The sequence below is a fragment of the Nitratireductor luteus genome, from assembly GCF_026162365.1.
In the GTDB taxonomy this organism is placed as follows: domain Bacteria; phylum Pseudomonadota; class Alphaproteobacteria; order Rhizobiales; family Rhizobiaceae; genus Chelativorans; species Chelativorans luteus.
Genome location: NZ_JAOANW010000001.1, coordinates 389,312 through 407,152, shown reverse-complemented (window position 1 = coordinate 407,152; position 17,841 = coordinate 389,312). Strand labels below are relative to the sequence as shown.

The following is a 17,841-nucleotide window of genomic DNA, read 5'->3' as shown; positions in this document are numbered from 1 at the left end:
ATGAGTGAAGAGAGCCAGAACGGGACTGCCCCCGGCATGCGCAACGCAGGCGTTGCGCTGGCATGTTTCGGCGTGTTCGCCGGCATGGTCGGTCTGTCCTATGCCGCGGTGCCGCTCTATCAGCTTTTCTGCCAGGTGACCGGCTATGGCGGCACCACGCAGCGTGCGGAACAATATTCCGATACGATCCTCGATGAGACGATCACCGTGCGTTTCGACGCGAACACCAACAATCTTCCCTGGGATTTCAAGCCCAAGCAGAGGCAGGTGACGCTGAAGATCGGCGAGACGATGCAGATTGCCTACCTGGCCAAGAATCTGGCACGGACGGCGACCAGCGGCACCGCGACCTTCAATGTCTCGCCGCCGCTTGCGGGCGCCTATTTCAACAAGGTGGAGTGTTTCTGCTTTACCGAGCAGAAGCTGGAGCCTGGACAATCCTATGAAATGCCGGTGCTCTTCTTCATCGATCCGGAGATCGTCAACGTTCCCGAATTGAAGAACCTCACCGAAATCACCCTTTCCTACACATTTTATCCGCTGAATCAGAGCACGGCCGAGGCGCCGAAGAACGATGAAGCAAAAAACCAGAAGCTCGGGGGATAACATGGCCGACGCCCACGCTAAGAACCACGACTACCACATCATCGATCCCAGCCCCTGGCCGTTCATCGCCTCGGTGGGCGCGTTGATCACCGCGCTCGGCGCGATCGCCTGGATGAAGGCTTCCGCGGGAACCGATTTCTCGCTCTTCGGCGTCAACCTTGCCGGGGCGAATTTCTGGATCTTCGCCATCGGCATGGTGATCATTCTGTACACCATGTATGCGTGGTGGTCGGATACGATCAAGGAAGCGCACGAGGGCCATCACACCAAGGTCGTCTCGCTGCATCTGCGCTACGGCATGATCATGTTCATCGCCTCGGAGCTGATGTTCTTCGTGGCGTGGTTCTGGGCTTTCTTCGACGCCAGCCTGTTTCCGGGCGACGCCACGCAGGTTGCACGGGCAGAGTTCACGGGCGGCGTCTGGCCGCCGGAAGGCATCGAGGTCCTCGACCCCTTCCACCTGCCGCTCTACAACACGATCATCCTGCTCCTGTCGGGCACCACGGTTACCTGGGCTCACCACGCGCTTCTGGAGAACGACCGCAAGGGGCTCGTCGCCGGACTGGCGCTCACCGTCGTGCTTGGCGTGTTGTTCAGCTTCGTTCAGGCCTATGAGTATCTGCACGCGCCGTTCGCTTTCAGGGACTCCATCTACGGCGCCACCTTCTTCCTGGCGACCGGCTTCCATGGGTTCCACGTGATCGTGGGCACCATTTTCCTGGCGGTCTGCCTGTTGCGCGCCATGGCCGGCGATTTCACGCCGAAGCAGCATTTCGGCTTCGAGGCGGCCGCATGGTACTGGCACTTCGTCGACGTGGTATGGCTGTTCCTCTTCACCTTCGTCTATGTCTGGGCGTCGGCGGGGGCCACGATCGCCCATTGATCGTCGACAGGACAAACGACAGGGGCAGCCTCGGTTCCGAGGGCTGCCCCTTTTTGCTTCAGATCGCGATGACGCTTCGTCTCTGTGATCGACCGCGGTAGAAGGCTGGGAAATGAGCGATGACAAGGCCATATGGCCACCCGTCGATCCGGTCGGCGCCGGGTTGAAGGGACGATGCCCGCGCTGCGGCGAGGGAGGGCTCTTTTCCGGTTTCCTGACAGTGGCGGGCCGCTGCCGCAACTGCAAACTGGACTACAGTTTTGCCGACGCGGGCGACGGGCCGGCAGTCTTTGTCATTCTGATCATCGGATTTATCGTGGTCGGCCTTGCCCTCTGGCTCGAAGTGACGACGAGCGCGCCGCTGTGGCTTCACTTCATCCTGTGGATACCTTTGACACTGGTCCTCTCGCTGACATCATTGCGCCTTATCAAGGGGCTCCTGATCGCACTGCAATATCGAAACAAGGCGGCTGAAGGCCGGCTGGACAACGGACACTCATGACGAGCGACGTGATGAAACCTGCTTCACGACGCAGCACCTGGCTTCTGCTGGCGGTGAGCATACCGACGCTGATCCTGCTTCTCATCCTCGGCACTTGGCAGGTGGAGCGGCTGCAATGGAAAGAGGCGCTGCTGGACAGGATCGCCGAACGGGTGGCGGCTGAGCCCGTCCCGCTCGCCGATATCGCCGGCGCCTATGAAGCCGGGGCCGATATCGAGTACAGGCCGGTAACTCTTTCGGGGCGGCTGATGAACGACCGGGAGCAGCATTATCTGGCGACCTGGCAGGGGCAGTCCGGCTTCTTCGTGCACACACCCATGGCGCTTGCAGACGGGCGCAGCATTTTCGTCAATCGCGGCTTCGTGCCGTACGATCGCAAGGACGCGGAAACACGCGCGGCGGGCCAGACGGAAGGCGTCGTCCAGATCGGTGGCCTGGCGCGGATAGCGCCCGAGGAAAAGCCGTCTTTCCTCGTTCCGGACAACGCGCCGGACCAGAACATCTTCTACTGGAAGGACCTGGACGCGATGGTGGCGTCCGCGCGCCTGACCCCGGAGGCCGTATATCCCTTCTATGTGGATGCCGACGAAGCGCCCAATCCCGGCGGGCTTCCCGTCGGCGGCGTGACGCGGATCGACCTTCCCAACAGTCATCTGCAATATGCCGTCACCTGGTACGGGCTGGCCTTTGCGCTTGTCATCGTGCTCGGGTTCTGGTTTCTGCGGCGGAACGACCACAACGCTTGACGCGGACAGGAGGCCGAACCATTTTCCGGCTGACCCCGCGAAGGGCCTTCTTGTTCTCCGCATTTAGGCGGAGGTCAGGTGATTCCACCTGATTGCGAAATACTATAGGAACCACCGGCGATGAACGACGCACAGAAGGAAAAGCTGACCGTCCGCCTTTGCGGCCCGCGCGGCTTTTGCGCCGGCGTCGACCGGGCCATTCAGATCGTCGTCCTGGCGCTCAAGAAATACGGCGCTCCGGTCTATGTGCGCCACGAGATCGTGCATAATCGCTATGTGGTGGAGGGTCTGCAGGAGCGCGGGGCGGTGTTCATCGAGGAACTGCACGAAATCCCCGCCGACCATCGCCATTGCCCGGTTGTCTTTTCCGCCCATGGGGTGCCCAAATCGGTGCCGGCCGACGCCGAGGCGCGCGATTTGTTTTATCTCGACGCCACCTGCCCGCTGGTCTCCAAGGTCCACAAGCAGGCAATGCGGCATGAGCGCCTCGGCCGCCATATCCTGCTGATCGGCCATGCCGGCCATCCGGAGGTGATCGGCACCATGGGGCAGTTGCCCGAAGGGGTGGTGACGCTGGTCGAGACGGTGGAAGATGCGGCGCGGCTTCAGCCGCCCGAGGGCGCGGAACTGGGCTTCGTCACCCAGACGACGCTTTCGGTGGAAGACACCGCCGGCATCATCCGTGCCCTGCAGGACCGCTTTCCGGACCTTAAGGCACCCGCCGCCGAATCCATCTGCTATGCCACGACCAACCGCCAGGAAGCGGTCAAGGCGGCCGCGCCCGGCTCGGACCTGTTCCTGGTCGTGGGAGCGCCCAACTCCTCCAACTCCCGCCGTCTTGTCGAGGTGGCGGAAAGGGCGGGGGCCAAAAAGGCGCTGCTGGTGCAGCGGGCCAGCGAAATACGGTGGGACGAAATCGGAAAGATCGGCGTTCTCGGCCTGTCGGCCGGCGCTTCGGCGCCTGAGATCATCGTCAACGAGATCATCGACGCTTTTGCCGAGCGCTACGACGTCACCGTCGATCTTGCGACCACCGCCGAGGAACTGGAGAACTTCCCTGTAATGCGTACCCTGCGCGACGTGGAACTGACCAAGGCGGACATGGCCTTCGTGAACGGAACCGTCTGACGTGGCGGTCTATACCGACATCTCCGAAGAAGAGCTCGGCGCGTTCCTGCGCGGTTACCACGTGGGCGAGCTTCTTTCGTACAAGGGCATCGCGGAGGGAACGGAGAACTCCAACTACCTGCTGCACACCAGCACCGCCTCCTTCATCCTCACCCTCTACGAACGCCGCGTGGAGCGCGAGGACCTGCCGTTCTTCCTGGGGCTGATGGAGCATCTGGCGGGCAAGGGCGTTTCCTGCCCCTTGCCGGTGCACCGCCGCGACGGCGCGCTGATCGGCGAACTGGCCGGCCGGCCGGCCGCGCTCATCACCTTTCTCGAAGGCATGTGGATGCGCCGCCCCACGGCGCAGCACTGCCGCGAAGTGGGCAAGGCGCTGGCCGAACTGCACAACGCCGCCGCCGATTTCCCGCTCACGCGAAAGAATGCACTCGCCCCGCGTGACTGGGCGACCCTTTGGGAGGCGTGCCGGGACCGGGCCGACGAGGTGGAGCCGGGGCTTGCCAGCGAGGTCGAGGCCGGTCTCGATGAGGTGCTTGCCGGCTGGCCCTCTCATCTTCCTTCCGGGGTGATCCACGCCGATCTGTTTCCAGACAATGTCTTTTTCCTCGGCGGCAGGCTGTCGGGGCTGATCGACTTCTATTTCGCCTGCAACGATCTGCTCGCCTACGACGTTGCGACCTGCCTCAATGCCTGGTGTTTCGAGAAAGACCTTTCCTACAATCTGACCAAGGGCACGGCGCTCCTTGCCGGCTATCAGAGCGTGCGTCCGCTTCAAGCCGCCGAGACCGAGTTCCTGCCGCTGCTGGCCCGCGGCTCGGCGCTGCGCTTCATGCTGACGCGCCTGCACGATTGGCTTCTCATCCCGGACGGCCCGATGATCGAGAAGCGCGACCCGATGGAATATATAAGGCGCCTGCGCTTCCACAGGCAGATCGCGGCGCCTACCGAATATGGGATCGAAATCGCTTGAAACGTGTCGAGATTTTCACTGATGGAGCATGCTCCGGCAATCCGGGCCCCGGCGGTTGGGGCGCCGTGCTGCGCTATAACGGGAAGGAGAAGGAACTTTCCGGCGGCGAGGCCGACACGACCAACAATCGCATGGAACTGAAAGCGGCGACGGAGGCGCTGAATGCGCTCAGGGAACCCTGCGAGGTCGATCTTTATACGGACAGCAACTATGTCCGCGACGGCATCTCCGGCTGGATCGACGGCTGGAAACGCAATGGCTGGAAGACGGCCGCCAAGAAGCCCGTCAAGAACGCCGAGCTGTGGCAGGCGCTCGACGAGGCCCGCCGCCGCCACAAGGTGCACTGGCACTGGGTGAAGGGCCATGCGGGCCATCCGGAGAACGAACGGGCCGACGCGCTGGCGCGTGCCGGAATGGCGCCCTTCAAGAACAACGGCCGCCGGGCGCTCGCGTCGTCTTAACCTCGTTTGAAAGCCGGCATTTCCGCGCCTCAGGGCAAATGCTATTGACCGTTCCGGGATGCGGCAGGTTGCATTGCCGTGGGGGACGTCATGGCTGTATCTGCACGGGTTGAGACGACGGTCGCCGTCATGTACCGGGCATGGCTCGCTCACGCGAGGCTTCTCGGCGCGCTGCTCATGGGCGGTTATTTCGTCACGGTAGCCGCCGTCGCCTGGGCCTACCCATTGGCTAACTGGGACATTGTGGCCTATGTCGCCGCCGCCCTGAACGACGGTGTGCGGAGCGCCGTGGAAATCCACGGCCTTGCCTGGCGGGCGGTCGAGGAACGGGTGAGCGCGGGCGACTTTCTGGTTCTGACGGCGGACCGGCCCTACCGGATCCGCCAATATGCCGATCCGCAGGCTTTCGCGACCATGCTGGGCTTCTACGAGACCAAGATCGCCTATGTCGCCGCGATCGGGTGGCTTTCCCACTGGATGCAGGCCGTCGATGCGGTCCGTCTCATCTCGGCGGCCTCGGCGCTGGCGTTCGGGGCGACCGTTCTTCTCTGGGCGCGGTCGCGGGGACTGCTGGGCCACGCGCCGCTGATACTGGCGTTCCTCGCCGCCGCCGGGTTTTCGGAGATGGCCCGGTCGGGCATACCCGATCTCTTCGCGGCGCTGTTCATTCTTCTCGCCGTCTGGAGTTACCTCCGCGGACAGGATGCGCTGACGGCCGCCGCCCTGCTTGCGGCCGTTGCCGTTCGCCCGGACCATGTCGCCTTCGTCGGCGTGTTCGCCTGCGCAGCGCTGCTGAAGCGCCAGGGCGCTGTCGCGGCGCTGGGAGCTCTTGTTGCGGCGGCGGTGGCCTATCTCGTCATCATGCGGACGTCGGAGCATCCCGGCTGGTGGGTGCAGATGTGGTTCACCCACATAGAATATGTGCCGACGCTGGAGGGGTTTTCGCCCGAATTCTCGCTGGTATCCTATGGGCTGATCGTGGTCAGGGCCGTCGTGCGCGCGCTCGTCGAGGAGAACTGGCTGCTTCTCCTGTTGCTGCTGGCCGCCGGCTATGGCCGGCTTCTCGCACGCGATGCTTTCATGGCAGGGCGGGAGCAGGTGGTTCTGTTGGCAGGTTTTGGCACGATCCTGGCGAAGTTCGCAGTGTTTCCGCTATTCGAATCCCGCTTTCACCTGGCCTATCTGACCGTCATCGGAATGACGCTGCTGGCCGTCGCAGTGCGGAATGCGGCGACGGTCCATCAGGCGGCGGGCCCGGAGCATCCCGCCATGGCAAGGAAACGGCAAAACAAGCTGGCCGTTTGATTTTCACGTAATCCCGCTCGAACGGGCCCGAGCAATTACGGGCCGCCTGACGGCAAGATGCCGTGGATTGCGATGGCGCTTGCCCGGACCGTCGCCGGATCCTTCACCGCAAGGCCGGCCGCACGCTCGGCGGCACGAGATCCGGCCTCACTTCTTCCCAGGCCGTCACCTCGCCGCCCTTGACGTAGAGCCGCAACAGAGCGCCATCCCTGAGCGCCTTTGGTGCCAGAAAGGCAAGCTGGGTCTGCGCGCCGTTCTCGCTGTAGCAGGAAAGCCGGTACTGGAACCGCCAGTCGCCAAACTCGGCACGGTCGAGTTCGGCGTATTCGGAGCCGACACGAACGTAGCACTGGTCGGCGAACCACCGATTGCTGTTCGCCGCAAACAATCCAAGGAACACGCCCACGGCGAGCAGAAGCAAGGCTACAATGACAATGATTATATACTTCATAATATTGTCCCGAATATACAGTGCTCGAATACATAAACGTAAACACTATATAAACGAACCTGCCGCGCCCGGCAAGCCAGGAGGAGCCGAGCGTCGGTCCGCCTTCGGCGAGGATCAAGGGGCGTGGCCGCCCGGCGTCCAGATCAGTTTCACAGAAACGCCGAACTGATCCAATCCGGACGGAAAGCCGGCCTCCACTTTTCCTGGAATTTCTCTAGAGCTGGTCGAGTATGCGCGCGGCGCCGCTCGTCACGGCCTTGCCCGGCACTTCCTCCAGATTGAGCTTCTTCACGACGCCGTCTTCGACGATCATCGAAAAACGCCTCGAACGCTGGCCGAGGCCCCGGTCCGAAAGGTCGGCGTCGAGCCCCAGCGCCCTGGCGAAGGTGCCGTTGCCGTCGGCCAGGAAAACCAGCCTGTCCTCCGCTCCGGTGAAACGGGCCCAGGCGCCCATGACATGGGCATCGTTGACCGAGACCACCGCAATGGCGTCGATGCCGCGCGCCGTTATGGCGTCGAAATTTTCGACGAAGCCCGGCAGATGATCGTTGCTGCAGGTCGGCGTAAACGCGCCCGGCACGCCGAACAGGACGATCCTGCGGCCGGCGAAGAAGTCGGCGACGCCGATTTCTTCGGCGCCGTTGGGGGACGCCTTCTTGAGCTTGACGTCTGGAAGGCGGTCTCCAACGGAAATCGGCATGCGGTGGTCTCCAGTCTGTCGCTTGGGTGGTCGGGTGGGTTCGGACGGCGGGTGCTGCCGTGAATGCGGCAGGTTCTCAGGTGGATTTAGGACGCTTTTCCGCCGACTTCCAGAGACCGTTACCGTATTTCTTGCGGCACCTGTATTTCACCGGTCACCGCCTCCTCCGCCTGGACGAGGGTGTAGGAGATTTCCTGTTCACGGCCTTCGCCCTGCGGCGTACCGCCCATGAGCGAAACGGAAAACCGGCCGCCGCCCATGTGCCGGGGCACGCCCAATTGCAGGCCGTCCGCGCCCGCCAGGAAAAGCTGCGCGGCATCCGGGTCGCCCGCGATGTCGGCGCTGAGGATGATCTCGCCCGGCCTGCGCTCTGCCTTCACGATCCGCAGTCCTTCCCGCGGCTGGCCCGGCAGTGCCATGAACGCCCGCTGGACGAGGAGGGCATCCTGCGGATTGTCGGGATCGGCGCCCGAATCGAACGAGAATGCCGCCTGGAGGGGAATGCAGATCGTCTCGCATATGCCGAGCAGCACTTCCCCCTCGATAATGCCGCCGCTGTTTGCCGCTTCCATCCGGAAGGTCAGCGGCAGGGCGACGCTGTGCTTGTAGCCGGCCCATGTGGAATATTCATCGGTGACCCAGGCCGGCGCGGGGTAATGGATCTCCACCGCCTGCGCCGCCGACGATGGCGAAAGCTCTATCTGCGGCGGGATGCCGGCCTCGCCGGGCGCGCGCCAATAGGTTTTCCAGCCGGGCTTCAGCCGGATTTCCAGGGCGCCACTTGCCACGCCACGCGCGTCGGACAGCCCTGTTGAGACGATGCGGACGGCTCCCCCTTCGCTCTCCATCCACTGGCTGGAGGAGGGAAGGGCCAGGCTACCGGAAGCCACAAGAAGGGCGGAAGCAAGAAGCAGCGTTTTCATGACGGCGAAGATGTGCCGACCGGGCCGAAAGCGCAATGACAGGGAGGCGAACCGCAATCATTTTCTCGTGAATCCGAGGTCATTAAAATCAAACCGGCGTCCCTTTCATGCGAGGGTGAAAAGCGGTAGGCTTGCGTTGGAGCCTGTCTTTAAAGTCGTGATGGCGGACTGCGAACTGCGTTTATGCGCACCGGTGCGCGAAAGGCATCGTTCCCGGTTCGCCCTGACGGGTTTCAAGACAGTCTTTGGAACAGGCGAAGACGGTGCAATCATGGTCTCGACGGATGGAAATCTCCAGAACCACTTCCTGATCGCCATGCCCGGCATGCGCGACGAACGGTTTTTGCGCTCCGTCATCTATCTTTGCGCCCATGGCGAGGACGGAGCCATGGGCCTGATGATCAATCAGGCCCAGCAGCTTGGTTTTGCCGACGTGCTGGTCGAACTGGGCATCCTGGAGCGCAGCCAGTCGATCCGCCTGCCGTACAATGCGCGCAAGATGTCGGTGCTCAATGGCGGTCCGGTGGACCGCAGCCGGGGCTTCGTTCTCCACAGCGGCGACTACATGGTGGATTCGTCCATGGCCGTTTCCGAGCAGATCTGCCTGACCGCCACGGTCGACATCCTGCGGGCGATCTCGGCGGGCAGCGGCCCGCGCCAGGCCATCATGGCGCTCGGCTATTCCGGCTGGGCCTCCGGGCAGCTGGAACACGAGATTGCCGAGAATGGCTGGCTGGCGATCCCGGCCACGCCGGAGCTGCTGTTCGGCAGCGACGTGGACACCGCCTATGACCGCATCCTTGCATCGATGGGCATAGACCCGACGCATCTCAGCCAGACCTCCGGACACGCCTGACAACCCGGCGGCGCCCCTGCCGGATTTGCGCATCCGATCAGCGCAACGGCGGCCGAAGTGGTTCGTGAAGGCGTGCACCGCTGCTCTGACAATTCAGAAGAGAATTGAGTGATTCGCTCAGACCAGGAGTGGAGGTGAAGGATCCCAGCGCCGGGTACTTCCGCTTCCGACCCATTGCGGAACTAAAGCCACCCTTGCCCTGGTCATTGAAGCCGTCGATCAGTATTCCGCCTCAACCCTTGGTCGATCTCGTGCGGCCTAGGGCAACCTCACGGCGGGCGCTTTTTAGTGAAGTGGCGAACCCAGAATCGGGATCTTGCAATAACCGCACCGTCGCATCCACGTGCTGCCGAACCGTCGCATCTCCGCGTTCTGCCGCGACAGCAAGGACAGGATCGATCACGTCCTTTCCTAAAGCAACAAGGGCTCGGCTCAAGCTGCGTTGCGTCTCCGCATCCCCATGGCCAAGGCTTGCCGCAAGTTTTCCGGCCAGCCAGTCGCGCTTGTTTTCGGGCACCAGCGCCACGGCCGCATACCAGGCCGTGCGGACAACGCGCTGGTCCTCGTCATCCAGGCAACCCGCAACGGCTGGCCACGCCGTTGCATCCTTGAACTTGGACAGCGTGTGGAGGGCCTGGAGCCTGGCCTGCGGTTCGGGGCGGGCCAGTTCCTCGCACACGCGCGGCACGACCATGTTCGCCGGGAGCCGAATCAGTGCCCAAGTCAGCATTTCACGGACCTGGAAATCCGGCTCGACCGCACATTGGTGCAGCAATATCTCCAGGTCCGGCAACGAAGGGGTCATTCCCGCTCGGAGGACCGCGTTGAGACGCAGTGATGGATCGGGGTTGGCGAAAGCGGCTTCGAGAGGGCTCATCGGCGTATCGGTTGAGACTTCGGAAAGGACATTTCGTTGGTTGGCCGCTAATGGCCGGACCGGCTGTTACTTAGGTAGGCTGACCGCTTGCTCTGGAGCGCGGCCCGATACCGGTCCACAACCTGTTCCCAGCCCCCTTCGGTTTGCAGATCACAGTCAAGTCTCCAGGCATGCGCTGACGAGCTTGAGCAACATCGCGGCGTCGGCCGGCGATGCGACAAGGATGACCTTGACGCTGCGACGCTCGGGGTCATGCGCGATATCGACCGAGATGGGAGCGCCGGAGGGTTCTTTGCCTTTGGAGGCTCCGAGCAGAACTGCTGATAGGCGTTGCAGAAGCGCCGGATCGACATCTGCAATGTCGACAATGCTGGTGGCTTTGGCATCGCGCCCGTCATTCGGACTCTTCGAACCAGCAAATGTGTTCAGGTCGGACCGCATCACGCGGTACTGCTTGCCCACCTTGGTCGCGCGCAGCCGCCCCTCCCGGATAAACCGCAGAACGGTCTTCGGATGCAATTGCAGGAGATGAGCGGCCGTTTCTACCGTCAAGAATTCCGTTGTCATTCGTTCTCGTTAGTCCTCTATAATTCCCAATTATAAGATACATAAGGTGCGGTAGGGAGTCAACGCCGTGCGCTGTAACGCGGTCGTCTCAGCGGCGGCAGGGGGAACTGACAATGAACGAAGATGCTATCCGGCGAGCCAGGACAAGCAAACGTATGACAGCTATGTTACCTACGCGCCCGCAAGCTGCCCGTCTGCTTCCCACCCCTTCTGCGACGCTGCGCGTGCCGAGGCTCGAGTTTTCGCATCTTCGCCCCTACACAAAGTAGGGGAGAAGCAAATTCGGCCTTAATCTCAGGCCCCGCTTCCGGGAGCGATGGGTGAATGTCGCGCCGTCACGCCTGGGCCAGGGGGTATTGCTCCTGCAGCATTCTCAGGGTCGATTCGGCGTCGGCGGGCACGCCGAAATGGAAGCTCTGGGCGTATTCGCAGCCGGTCTGGCGCAGTAAATGGGCGTCGGCTTCCTCGCTCACGCCCTCGGCGACGACCGACAGGCCGAGATCGTGCGCCATCGACACCATGGAGCGCAGCAAAACGTCGCCTTTTGAGCTCGGGTCGTCGAGGAAGCTCTTGTCGATCTTGATCGTGTCGAAGGGGAAGCGGGTGAGATAGGCGAGCGAGGAGTAGCCCGTGCCGAAATCGTCGAGCGACAGGCCGATCCCGAGTTCCTTGAGCTTAGCCAGCACATGGGCGGATTGCTCGGGATTGTCCATGACGAGCGATTCGGTGAGTTCGAGCCGGAAGCATCGCGGCTTGATGTTCGACCGCGCGATCACAGAGCGCACGTCGCCGACCAGGTCGCGGCGGATCAGCTGGCGGCTGGAAAGATTGACCGACATGAACAGGGGCACGTCGCCGAGCTGCTTCTGCCAGGCATAGAGATCCTCGGCGGCCTGCTGCATCGCGAAGAGGCCAAGCTGGACGATCAATCCGGAGCTTTCGGCAATGGGGATGAAATCCGACGGGGGGATGGTGCCGCGGCGCGGGTGCTCCCACCGCAAAAGCGCTTCGAAACCGGCCACGGATCCATCGTCCAGCCGCACGATGGGCTGGTAGGCGAGCCGCAGTTCGCTCCGTTCGACCGCCCGTCGAAGATCGGATTCGATCTGCAGCCGGTCGGTGCCGATGGAGCGGAAGGCGGGGCGGAACGGCTCTATGCGGTCGCCGCCGAAACGTTTTGCCTGATACATCGCAAGCTCGGCGTCCTTGAGCATTTCTTCCGCCGAACTCTGCGCCGAGGTCCACGACACCAGCCCGATCGACGGCGTCAGGACGATCTCGCGGCGCGCGAAGGTGACGGGCGTGCCGATAGCCTGGCGCACGGCCTCGGCCACCGAGGCGATACGGGCGGGGTCCTGCTCCGACAGGAGCATCATGGCGAACTGGTCGCCGGCAATGCGCGACAGCGAATCGCCGGGATTCAGCAGGCGGTGCAGCCGCCGCGCGATGGTCAGCAGGATCGTGTCGCCGGCCGAAATGCCGAGCTCGTCATTGACCAGCTTGAAGCGGTCTATGTCGATGACGAGGACGGTGGGTCGAATGTTGCGCTCGTTGCTCGCCATGGCGATGGTGGCGTCGAGGCGGTTCAGGAACAGCTCGCGATTGGGCAGGCCTGTCAGATTGTCGTGGACGGCATCGTGCAGAAGGCGTTCTTCGGCCTTCTTCTGCTCGGTCACGTCGACCATGGTGCCGACGCAGCGGATTACCTCGCCATCCGAGCCGATGACAGGGCGCGCGCGGAGCGAAAACCAGTGATAGTGGCCGTCAGCGCCGCGCACGCGGAAGCCCTGCGAAATGCGCCCGCGGCGATGTTCCAGGATGACGTCGAGCGTGGTGCGGAAGGTGTCGCGGTCGTCGGCATGGAGCAAAGGCAGCCATGAGCGCGCCGGCCCGTGCAGGGTGTTCGCGGGCAATCCGAGCTGGCGGCTGATGTCCGGCCTGGTGATCACCCGGTCGCGCAGCACGTCCCAGTCCCACACGACGTCGCCCGAGCCGGTGATGGCCAGCGCCTGGCGCTCCATGTCGCTGAACAGTCCCTGAAAGAGTGCGCTGCCGGAGAATGCGTGCTGCATGACCGTGAAGCCGATCAGGAGCACGATGAGGATCAGCCCGCCGCCGATGGCCGGCTGCACGATGTCGTTGTCCAGCCTTCCGGTGACCGCCATCCATGCGCCGGCCAGCCAGACGAGGACCATCAGCCAGCTGGGCACCAGCATGATGGCACGGTCGTAGCCCTGGTAGCCGAGATAGACGATGAGGCCGAGCCCGACGACCGCCGTCGCGGCGAAGGAAAGGCGGGCGATGCCTGCCGCCATCGCCGGATCGATCACCGCCACGCCGGCCAGAAGCACCAGGCCGAGGATCCACGCCAGTACACCATAGCTGAAGTGATCGTGCCATCGATTGAGGTTCAGATAGGCGAACAGAAAGATCACGAATGTCGCGGCCAGCGATACTTCGGTGCCTGCCCGCCACAATTGCTCCGTGCCCGGCGAGATCTCGACGATACGGCTGAGAAAGCCGAAATCGATGGAGATATAGGCCAGGATCGCCCAGGCAAGCGCTGCCGTTGCCGGAAACATCGAGGTGCCCTTGACCACGAAAAGGATGGTCAGGAACAGCGCCAGGAGGCCGGCGATGCCGATCACGATGCCGCGGAAAAGCGTATAGGAATTGACGGTATCCTTATAGGCGGAGGGCGCCCAGAGATAGACCTGCGGCAGATTGCGCGAGGACAGTTCGGCGACGAAGGTCACGACCGTATTGGGATTGAGCGTGACCAGGAATTCGTCCGCGTCGCTGCTCTTCTGGCGGTCGAGAGCGAAGCCTTCGCTGGGCGTGATGGCGGCGATGCGCTGTGAGCCGAGGTCCGGCCAGATCAGGCCCGAGCCGACGAGGCGGAAATGCGGCGCGACGATCAGCCGGTCGAGCTGTTCGTCGGTGGTGTTGGCCAGCGCGAAAACCGCCCAGTCGCCCGTCGACCCTGAATCCTGAGCCTCCACCTCGATGCGGCGCACGATGCCATCCGCGCCGGGCGCCGTCGACACCTGGAAATTTTCACCCTGTCCCCGGTAGATCTCCACCGCATCGGAAAGGTCCAGCGCCACATCGTCCGGCGATATCTTGATAGGTTCTACCGCGGCCCCCGGCGCCACGAGACCGGAGAGCATGAGCATGGCCATCGCCAGGATCAGGAACAAACGATGGGCGACTGGCGGGATACGCTGCAACGATCAGCCTCTTCGAGCGGTAAACAAATTCATATTAGGCCTCCGCAACAATCGCGTACAGGAAATGATCGTGCCAGGAGCCATTGATCCGGAGGTATGATCTGGCAAGTCCTTCGCGCTGAAATCCGGCTTTTTCAAGCAATCGTATTGAACGCTTGTTCTCGGGAATACAGGCGGCCTCCAGGCGGTGCAACCTCATGCGGTCGAATGCAAAGGGGATAACGGCCTCAAGCGCGTCCAGCATAAGGCCCCGGCCGGCGAACCGCTCGCCCATCCAGTAGCCGACACTGGCCGCCTGCGCGACACCGCGCCGCACATTGGAAAGCGATATGCCACCGGCAAGCTGCCCACTTTCCCGTTCGAAGATGAAAAAGGATATGCCGGTTCCCCGGTCATATTCGGAGCGGTAGCGCTTCAGCCGAAGACGGAAGGAGCGGCGGGTCAGTTCGTCCGGAGCCCAACTGGGCTCCCAGGGTTCCAGAAACGCACGGCTTTCTCCGCGCAGCGCGGCCCAGGGTCCGTAGTCCTCCGCGCGCGGTGCGCGCAGCCGCACCTTTGCGCCTTCAAGCGCCGGTATCTCTCGGCGGAAGAAAGGCGGCTGGAACATGGCGTGCCGAAATCTCAGACGGCCAGTCTGCGTGGCATCTGTCGCGGCGTCATGAGCGTGTCGCTGATCGTCTCGAACGGGGCGAGCGATCCGACGGGTCCGACAGCGGTCACCGTCGGCCTGGAGCTGAACAGCCGCGCGGAGAGGTCGGCGAGCCGCTCGACGGTCAGGCCGGAAAGCCGGTCGATCAGCTCTTCCATCTCGATGGGCCGACCATAGAGCAGCAATTGCCGGGCGATCTGCGAGGCGCGGCTGGCCGAGCTTTCGCGCGACATCATGAGGCCGGCGCGATACTGGGCGCGCGCCCTTTCGAGCTCGGCCTGGTCGATCTTCTCGCCCGCCCTTTGCAACTCGTTGAGAATGACCGGGAGCAGTTCCTCGATATCGCTGCGCCCGGTGGCCGCATGAACGCCGAAGATGCCGGTATCGGAGAAGCCCCAGTGAAAGGCGTAGACGGCATAGCAGAGCCCGCGCTTTTCGCGCACTTCCTGGAACAGCCTCGACGACATGCCACCGCCGAGGATCATGGAAAGAACCTGCGAGGCATAGAAATCGCGCACGTGATAGGCGCGGCCTTCGAAGCCCAGGATGATCTGCGCATCCATCAGGTCGCGATGCTCGCGGTAGTCGCCGCCCACATAGTGGGCATATTGCGGAGCGGCGGTCTCGGCCTTGGCGCGGAAGGTGCCGAGGCGGGATTCGACTTCGCGGACGAAGTCGTCATGCTTCACGCCGCCGGCGGCCACGACGACCATGCGGTCGGCGCCATATTGCCGCTCGAGGAAACCGTGAAGCTGCGAGGAGGTGAACGATTCCACCGTTTCCGGCGTGCCGAGAATGGATCGCCCGACCGCCTGATGGCGGAACGCGGTCTCGGTGAAGCGGTCGAACACGACGTCGTCCGGCGTGTCGTGGGCGGCGCCGATTTCCTGCAGGATGACGTGCTGCTCGCGCTCCAGCTCGGCCGGTTCGAACTTCGAATCCGTCAGGATATCGGCAAGGATATCGATGGCGAGCGGCAGATTGTCCTGCAGGACGCGGGCGTAGAACGCGGTCGTCTCCACGCTCGTCGCGGCGTTGATCTCGCCGCCGACATCCTCGATGTCCGTGGCGATCTGCAGCGCGCTGCGCTTGCCGGTGCCCTTGAAAGCCATGTGTTCGAGCAGATGGGCCATGCCATGCTCGTCTTCCCGCTCATTGCGCGATCCCGATTTCACCCATATGCCCAGTGAAACGGATTCCATGTGCGGAAGGGTTTCGGTCGCGACCGTCAAGCCGTTCGACAGACGGCTTACCTCTACACCCATGCGGAACTCACTCCCTACTCGATATTGATCCGCCCATAGCTGGCCTCAACGGACCTTTTGGCGGTTGATGTGATCTTCCACCATTTTCAGGTCCGATGGAAGGACCGTATAGCTTTCTTCTCTTTCCATGAGGTCGCCCAGCCACTCCGGCAAAGAGGGCATCACGCCGCATGCGGCCGCTACCGCCGCCGGGAACTTTGCTGGATGGGCTGTGGAAAGCACCACCATCGTCTCGCCCTCGCGCCGGCGCGTTTGGGCGACACGAAGCGCGGTGGCCGTATGGGGATCGGCAAGATAGTCGTTGTCCTTCAGCATATCCCGGATGGCTAAGGCCGCCTCGTCCGTTCCCGCGCGAGCGGCCTCGAAGCGCTCGCGTATATTGGCCAGCGTTTGGCCCGCGAGGGTGAACCCGCCGGACTGCCTGAGGCTTTCCATGTTGCCGCGGACTTCGCCCGCGTTGCGGGAGGATGCCTCGAAAAGCAGGCGTTCGAAGTTGGACGAAACCTGTATATCCATCGAGGGCGAGGTGGTCTCGACCACCGAGCGGGTTGTGTACGCGCCGCTTTCCAGCGTGCGGGCGAGAATGTCGTTCTCGTTGGTGGCGATCACCAGGCGGCCGATGGGAAGACCCATCTGCGCGGCGGCGTAGCCCGCGAAGATATCGCCGAAATTGCCGGTCGGAACGGTGAAGGAGACGGCGCGGTCAGGCGCGCCGAGGGTGACGGCGGAGGTGAAGTAATAGACGATCTGCGCCATGATGCGCGACCAGTTGATCGAGTTGACGCCGGCCAATCCCACACCGTCGCGGAAGGCATGATCGTTGAACATCGCCTTCACCAGCGCCTGGCAATCGTCGAAATTGCCTTCGATGGCCAGCGCCTCGACATTGGCCGCGCCGGACGTCGTCATCTGGCGCTGCTGAACGGGGGAGACCTTGCCATGGGGAAAGAGGATGAAGACGTCGGCCCGGCTCATGCCGGCGAAGGCATGGATGGCCGCGCCGCCCGTATCGCCCGAGGTCGCCCCGGCAATGGTCACGCGCTCGCCGCGCTCGGCCAGCACATGGTCCATGAGGCGGGCCAGAAGCTGCATGGCCACGTCCTTGAAGGCCAGGGTAGGGCCGTGGAACAGTTCGAGTATGAAGTCGGAAGGGCCGCTCTGGACCAGCGGACAGACGGCCCTGTGGCGGAAGGTCGCATAGGTTTCGTCGATGATGGCTTTGAGCTTCGCGTCCGGAATCTCTCCGCCCACGAAAGGCTTGAGGACGCGGAAAGCCACATCTTCGTAAGGCAGGCCGCGCAGGGCGCGGATGTCGTCGGCCAAGAATTGCGGCCATGTCCGCGGCACATAGAGGCCGCCATCACGCGCAAGGCCCTGCAACAGCACGTCAGCAAATCCAAGGGCTGGCGCTTCACCGCGCGTGCTCACATATTCCATCGTCATCATGTCTTCCGGTTGTGGGGACGATCAGGAGTGGGAGCCAGACCGAAAATTCGGACGGGTCGGTCCGGGGTCTTTGCGCCCCTGATAAGAGGGCCGGATTTGCCAATATTCCCCGATATTGCCTGCATCCGTCCCTCTTCTCAGGATCCAAAATCCCTCGCCAGCCCTCAACCGCCGAATTCTCGGTCAGGCTCTGAATCAAAAACCCGAAATCCACAGGTCGAATTTTCGTCGCGCGGTTGGTATAGAGCATCAACCTCACCATAGGAAAGTGCAGTT

General features: G+C 63.0%; 18 protein-coding genes. 9 read left to right on the top strand and 9 right to left on the bottom strand.

Annotation, left to right across the window (positions count from 1 at the left end; all coding sequences use genetic code 11):
- The 8 genes from N1058_RS02035 to N1058_RS02000 all read left to right on the top strand — a co-directional run bounded on the left by N1058_RS02035 (position 1) and on the right by N1058_RS02000 (position 6,601).
- Positions 1 to 606: a cytochrome c oxidase assembly protein gene (locus N1058_RS02035; RefSeq protein WP_265515803.1), complete on the top strand. Its 606-nt coding sequence runs from the start codon at positions 1 to 3 to the stop codon at positions 604 to 606.
- Between the two features lies 1 nt (position 607).
- Positions 608 to 1,489 (top strand): cytochrome c oxidase subunit 3, encoded by an 882-nt coding sequence (locus tag N1058_RS02030; protein ID WP_265515802.1) that lies wholly within the window; start codon positions 608 to 610, stop codon positions 1,487 to 1,489.
- Between the two features lie 112 nt (positions 1,490 to 1,601).
- A complete protein-coding gene (locus tag N1058_RS02025; protein WP_265515801.1) occupies positions 1,602 to 1,991 on the top strand; it encodes a DUF983 domain-containing protein in 390 nt (129 codons plus the stop codon).
- A gap of 11 nt (positions 1,992 to 2,002) precedes the next feature.
- Positions 2,003 to 2,737 (top strand): SURF1 family protein, encoded by a 735-nt coding sequence (locus N1058_RS02020; protein ID WP_265515800.1) that lies wholly within the window; start codon positions 2,003 to 2,005, stop codon positions 2,735 to 2,737.
- A gap of 120 nt (positions 2,738 to 2,857) precedes the next feature.
- A complete protein-coding gene (ispH, locus tag N1058_RS02015) occupies positions 2,858 to 3,865 on the top strand; it encodes a 4-hydroxy-3-methylbut-2-enyl diphosphate reductase (RefSeq protein WP_265515799.1) in 1,008 nt (335 codons plus the stop codon).
- Between the two features lies 1 nt (position 3,866).
- The gene (locus N1058_RS02010; protein WP_265515798.1) at positions 3,867 to 4,835 is read left to right on the top strand and encodes a homoserine kinase; all 969 of its coding nucleotides are present in this window, start codon (positions 3,867 to 3,869) and stop codon (positions 4,833 to 4,835) included.
- On the top strand, positions 4,832 to 5,296 hold the full coding sequence (gene rnhA / locus N1058_RS02005) for a ribonuclease HI (RefSeq protein ID WP_265515797.1): 465 nt from the start codon (positions 4,832 to 4,834) through the stop codon (positions 5,294 to 5,296). Before N1058_RS02010 ends, rnhA begins: the two co-directional genes overlap by 4 nt.
- A gap of 90 nt (positions 5,297 to 5,386) precedes the next feature.
- On the top strand, positions 5,387 to 6,601 hold the full coding sequence (locus N1058_RS02000; protein ID WP_265515796.1) for a hypothetical protein: 1,215 nt from the start codon (positions 5,387 to 5,389) through the stop codon (positions 6,599 to 6,601).
- A gap of 103 nt (positions 6,602 to 6,704) precedes the next feature.
- Here the strand turns inward: N1058_RS02000 and N1058_RS01995 are convergent, their stop codons facing one another.
- The 3 genes from N1058_RS01995 to N1058_RS01985 all read right to left on the bottom strand — a co-directional run bounded on the left by N1058_RS01995 (position 6,705) and on the right by N1058_RS01985 (position 8,732).
- Positions 6,705 to 7,052, bottom strand: a complete 348-nt coding sequence (locus N1058_RS01995; RefSeq protein WP_265515795.1) for a YxeA family protein — start codon at positions 7,050 to 7,052, stop codon at positions 6,705 to 6,707.
- Positions 7,053 to 7,266: 214 nt separating this feature from the next.
- The gene (locus N1058_RS01990) at positions 7,267 to 7,752 is read right to left on the bottom strand and encodes a peroxiredoxin (protein WP_265515794.1); all 486 of its coding nucleotides are present in this window, start codon (positions 7,750 to 7,752) and stop codon (positions 7,267 to 7,269) included.
- Between the two features lie 119 nt (positions 7,753 to 7,871).
- Positions 7,872 to 8,732, bottom strand: coding sequence for a protein-disulfide reductase DsbD domain-containing protein (locus N1058_RS01985; protein WP_265515793.1), 861 nt, complete (start codon positions 8,730 to 8,732; stop codon positions 7,872 to 7,874).
- Positions 8,733 to 8,946: 214 nt separating this feature from the next.
- On the opposite strand from N1058_RS01985, the gene N1058_RS01980 reads away from it, so the two are divergent.
- Complete coding sequence (locus tag N1058_RS01980; protein WP_265515792.1) at positions 8,947 to 9,531, top strand: YqgE/AlgH family protein; 585 nt, start codon at positions 8,947 to 8,949, stop codon at positions 9,529 to 9,531.
- 232 nt (positions 9,532 to 9,763) lie between these two features.
- Here the strand turns inward: N1058_RS01980 and N1058_RS01975 are convergent, their stop codons facing one another.
- The 6 genes from N1058_RS01975 to thrC form a co-directional block, all read right to left on the bottom strand.
- The gene (locus tag N1058_RS01975; RefSeq protein ID WP_265515791.1) at positions 9,764 to 10,408 is read right to left on the bottom strand and encodes a HEAT repeat domain-containing protein; all 645 of its coding nucleotides are present in this window, start codon (positions 10,406 to 10,408) and stop codon (positions 9,764 to 9,766) included.
- A gap of 156 nt (positions 10,409 to 10,564) precedes the next feature.
- Entirely contained in the window at positions 10,565 to 10,975 is a 411-nt protein-coding gene (locus tag N1058_RS01970; protein ID WP_265515790.1) for a helix-turn-helix domain-containing protein, read from the bottom strand.
- A gap of 335 nt (positions 10,976 to 11,310) precedes the next feature.
- The gene (locus N1058_RS01965) at positions 11,311 to 14,157 is read right to left on the bottom strand and encodes an EAL domain-containing protein (RefSeq protein ID WP_265515915.1); all 2,847 of its coding nucleotides are present in this window, start codon (positions 14,155 to 14,157) and stop codon (positions 11,311 to 11,313) included.
- An 82-nt stretch (positions 14,158 to 14,239) separates the two neighbouring features.
- On the bottom strand, positions 14,240 to 14,812 hold the full coding sequence (locus N1058_RS01960; protein ID WP_265515789.1) for a GNAT family N-acetyltransferase: 573 nt from the start codon (positions 14,810 to 14,812) through the stop codon (positions 14,240 to 14,242).
- A 14-nt stretch (positions 14,813 to 14,826) separates the two neighbouring features.
- On the bottom strand, positions 14,827 to 16,119 hold the full coding sequence (locus N1058_RS01955) for a M16 family metallopeptidase (RefSeq protein ID WP_265515788.1): 1,293 nt from the start codon (positions 16,117 to 16,119) through the stop codon (positions 14,827 to 14,829).
- Between the two features lie 45 nt (positions 16,120 to 16,164).
- Positions 16,165 to 17,556: a threonine synthase gene (gene thrC / locus N1058_RS01950; protein ID WP_265515914.1), complete on the bottom strand. Its 1,392-nt coding sequence runs from the start codon at positions 17,554 to 17,556 to the stop codon at positions 16,165 to 16,167.
- Positions 17,557 to 17,841: the final 285 nt, after the last annotated feature.

Bases quoted from the DNA above. Each gene is read 5' to 3' on its own strand.
- N1058_RS02030 (WP_265515802.1), top strand. From the start codon at position 608: ATGGCCGACGCCCACGCTAAGAACCACGACTACCACATCATCGATCCC.
- N1058_RS01960 (WP_265515789.1), bottom strand. From the start codon at position 14,812: ATGTTCCAGCCGCCTTTCTTCCGCCGAGAGATACCGGCGCTTGAAGGC.
- N1058_RS02020 (WP_265515800.1), top strand. From the start codon at position 2,003: ATGAAACCTGCTTCACGACGCAGCACCTGGCTTCTGCTGGCGGTGAGC.
- N1058_RS01970 (WP_265515790.1), bottom strand. From the start codon at position 10,975: ATGACAACGGAATTCTTGACGGTAGAAACGGCCGCTCATCTCCTGCAA.
- N1058_RS01975 (WP_265515791.1), bottom strand. From the start codon at position 10,408: ATGAGCCCTCTCGAAGCCGCTTTCGCCAACCCCGATCCATCACTGCGT.
- N1058_RS02035 (WP_265515803.1), top strand. From the start codon at position 1: ATGAGTGAAGAGAGCCAGAACGGGACTGCCCCCGGCATGCGCAACGCA.
- N1058_RS01990 (WP_265515794.1), bottom strand. From the start codon at position 7,752: ATGCCGATTTCCGTTGGAGACCGCCTTCCAGACGTCAAGCTCAAGAAG.
- N1058_RS01965 (WP_265515915.1), bottom strand. From the start codon at position 14,157: ATGGCCATGCTCATGCTCTCCGGTCTCGTGGCGCCGGGGGCCGCGGTA.
- N1058_RS01955 (WP_265515788.1), bottom strand. From the start codon at position 16,119: ATGGGTGTAGAGGTAAGCCGTCTGTCGAACGGCTTGACGGTCGCGACC.
- N1058_RS01980 (WP_265515792.1), top strand. From the start codon at position 8,947: ATGGTCTCGACGGATGGAAATCTCCAGAACCACTTCCTGATCGCCATG.
- N1058_RS02025 (WP_265515801.1), top strand. From the start codon at position 1,602: ATGAGCGATGACAAGGCCATATGGCCACCCGTCGATCCGGTCGGCGCC.
- N1058_RS02000 (WP_265515796.1), top strand. From the start codon at position 5,387: ATGGCTGTATCTGCACGGGTTGAGACGACGGTCGCCGTCATGTACCGG.
- ispH (WP_265515799.1), top strand. From the start codon at position 2,858: ATGAACGACGCACAGAAGGAAAAGCTGACCGTCCGCCTTTGCGGCCCG.
- N1058_RS01995 (WP_265515795.1), bottom strand. From the start codon at position 7,052: ATGAAGTATATAATCATTGTCATTGTAGCCTTGCTTCTGCTCGCCGTG.
- thrC (WP_265515914.1), bottom strand. From the start codon at position 17,556: ATGGAATATGTGAGCACGCGCGGTGAAGCGCCAGCCCTTGGATTTGCT.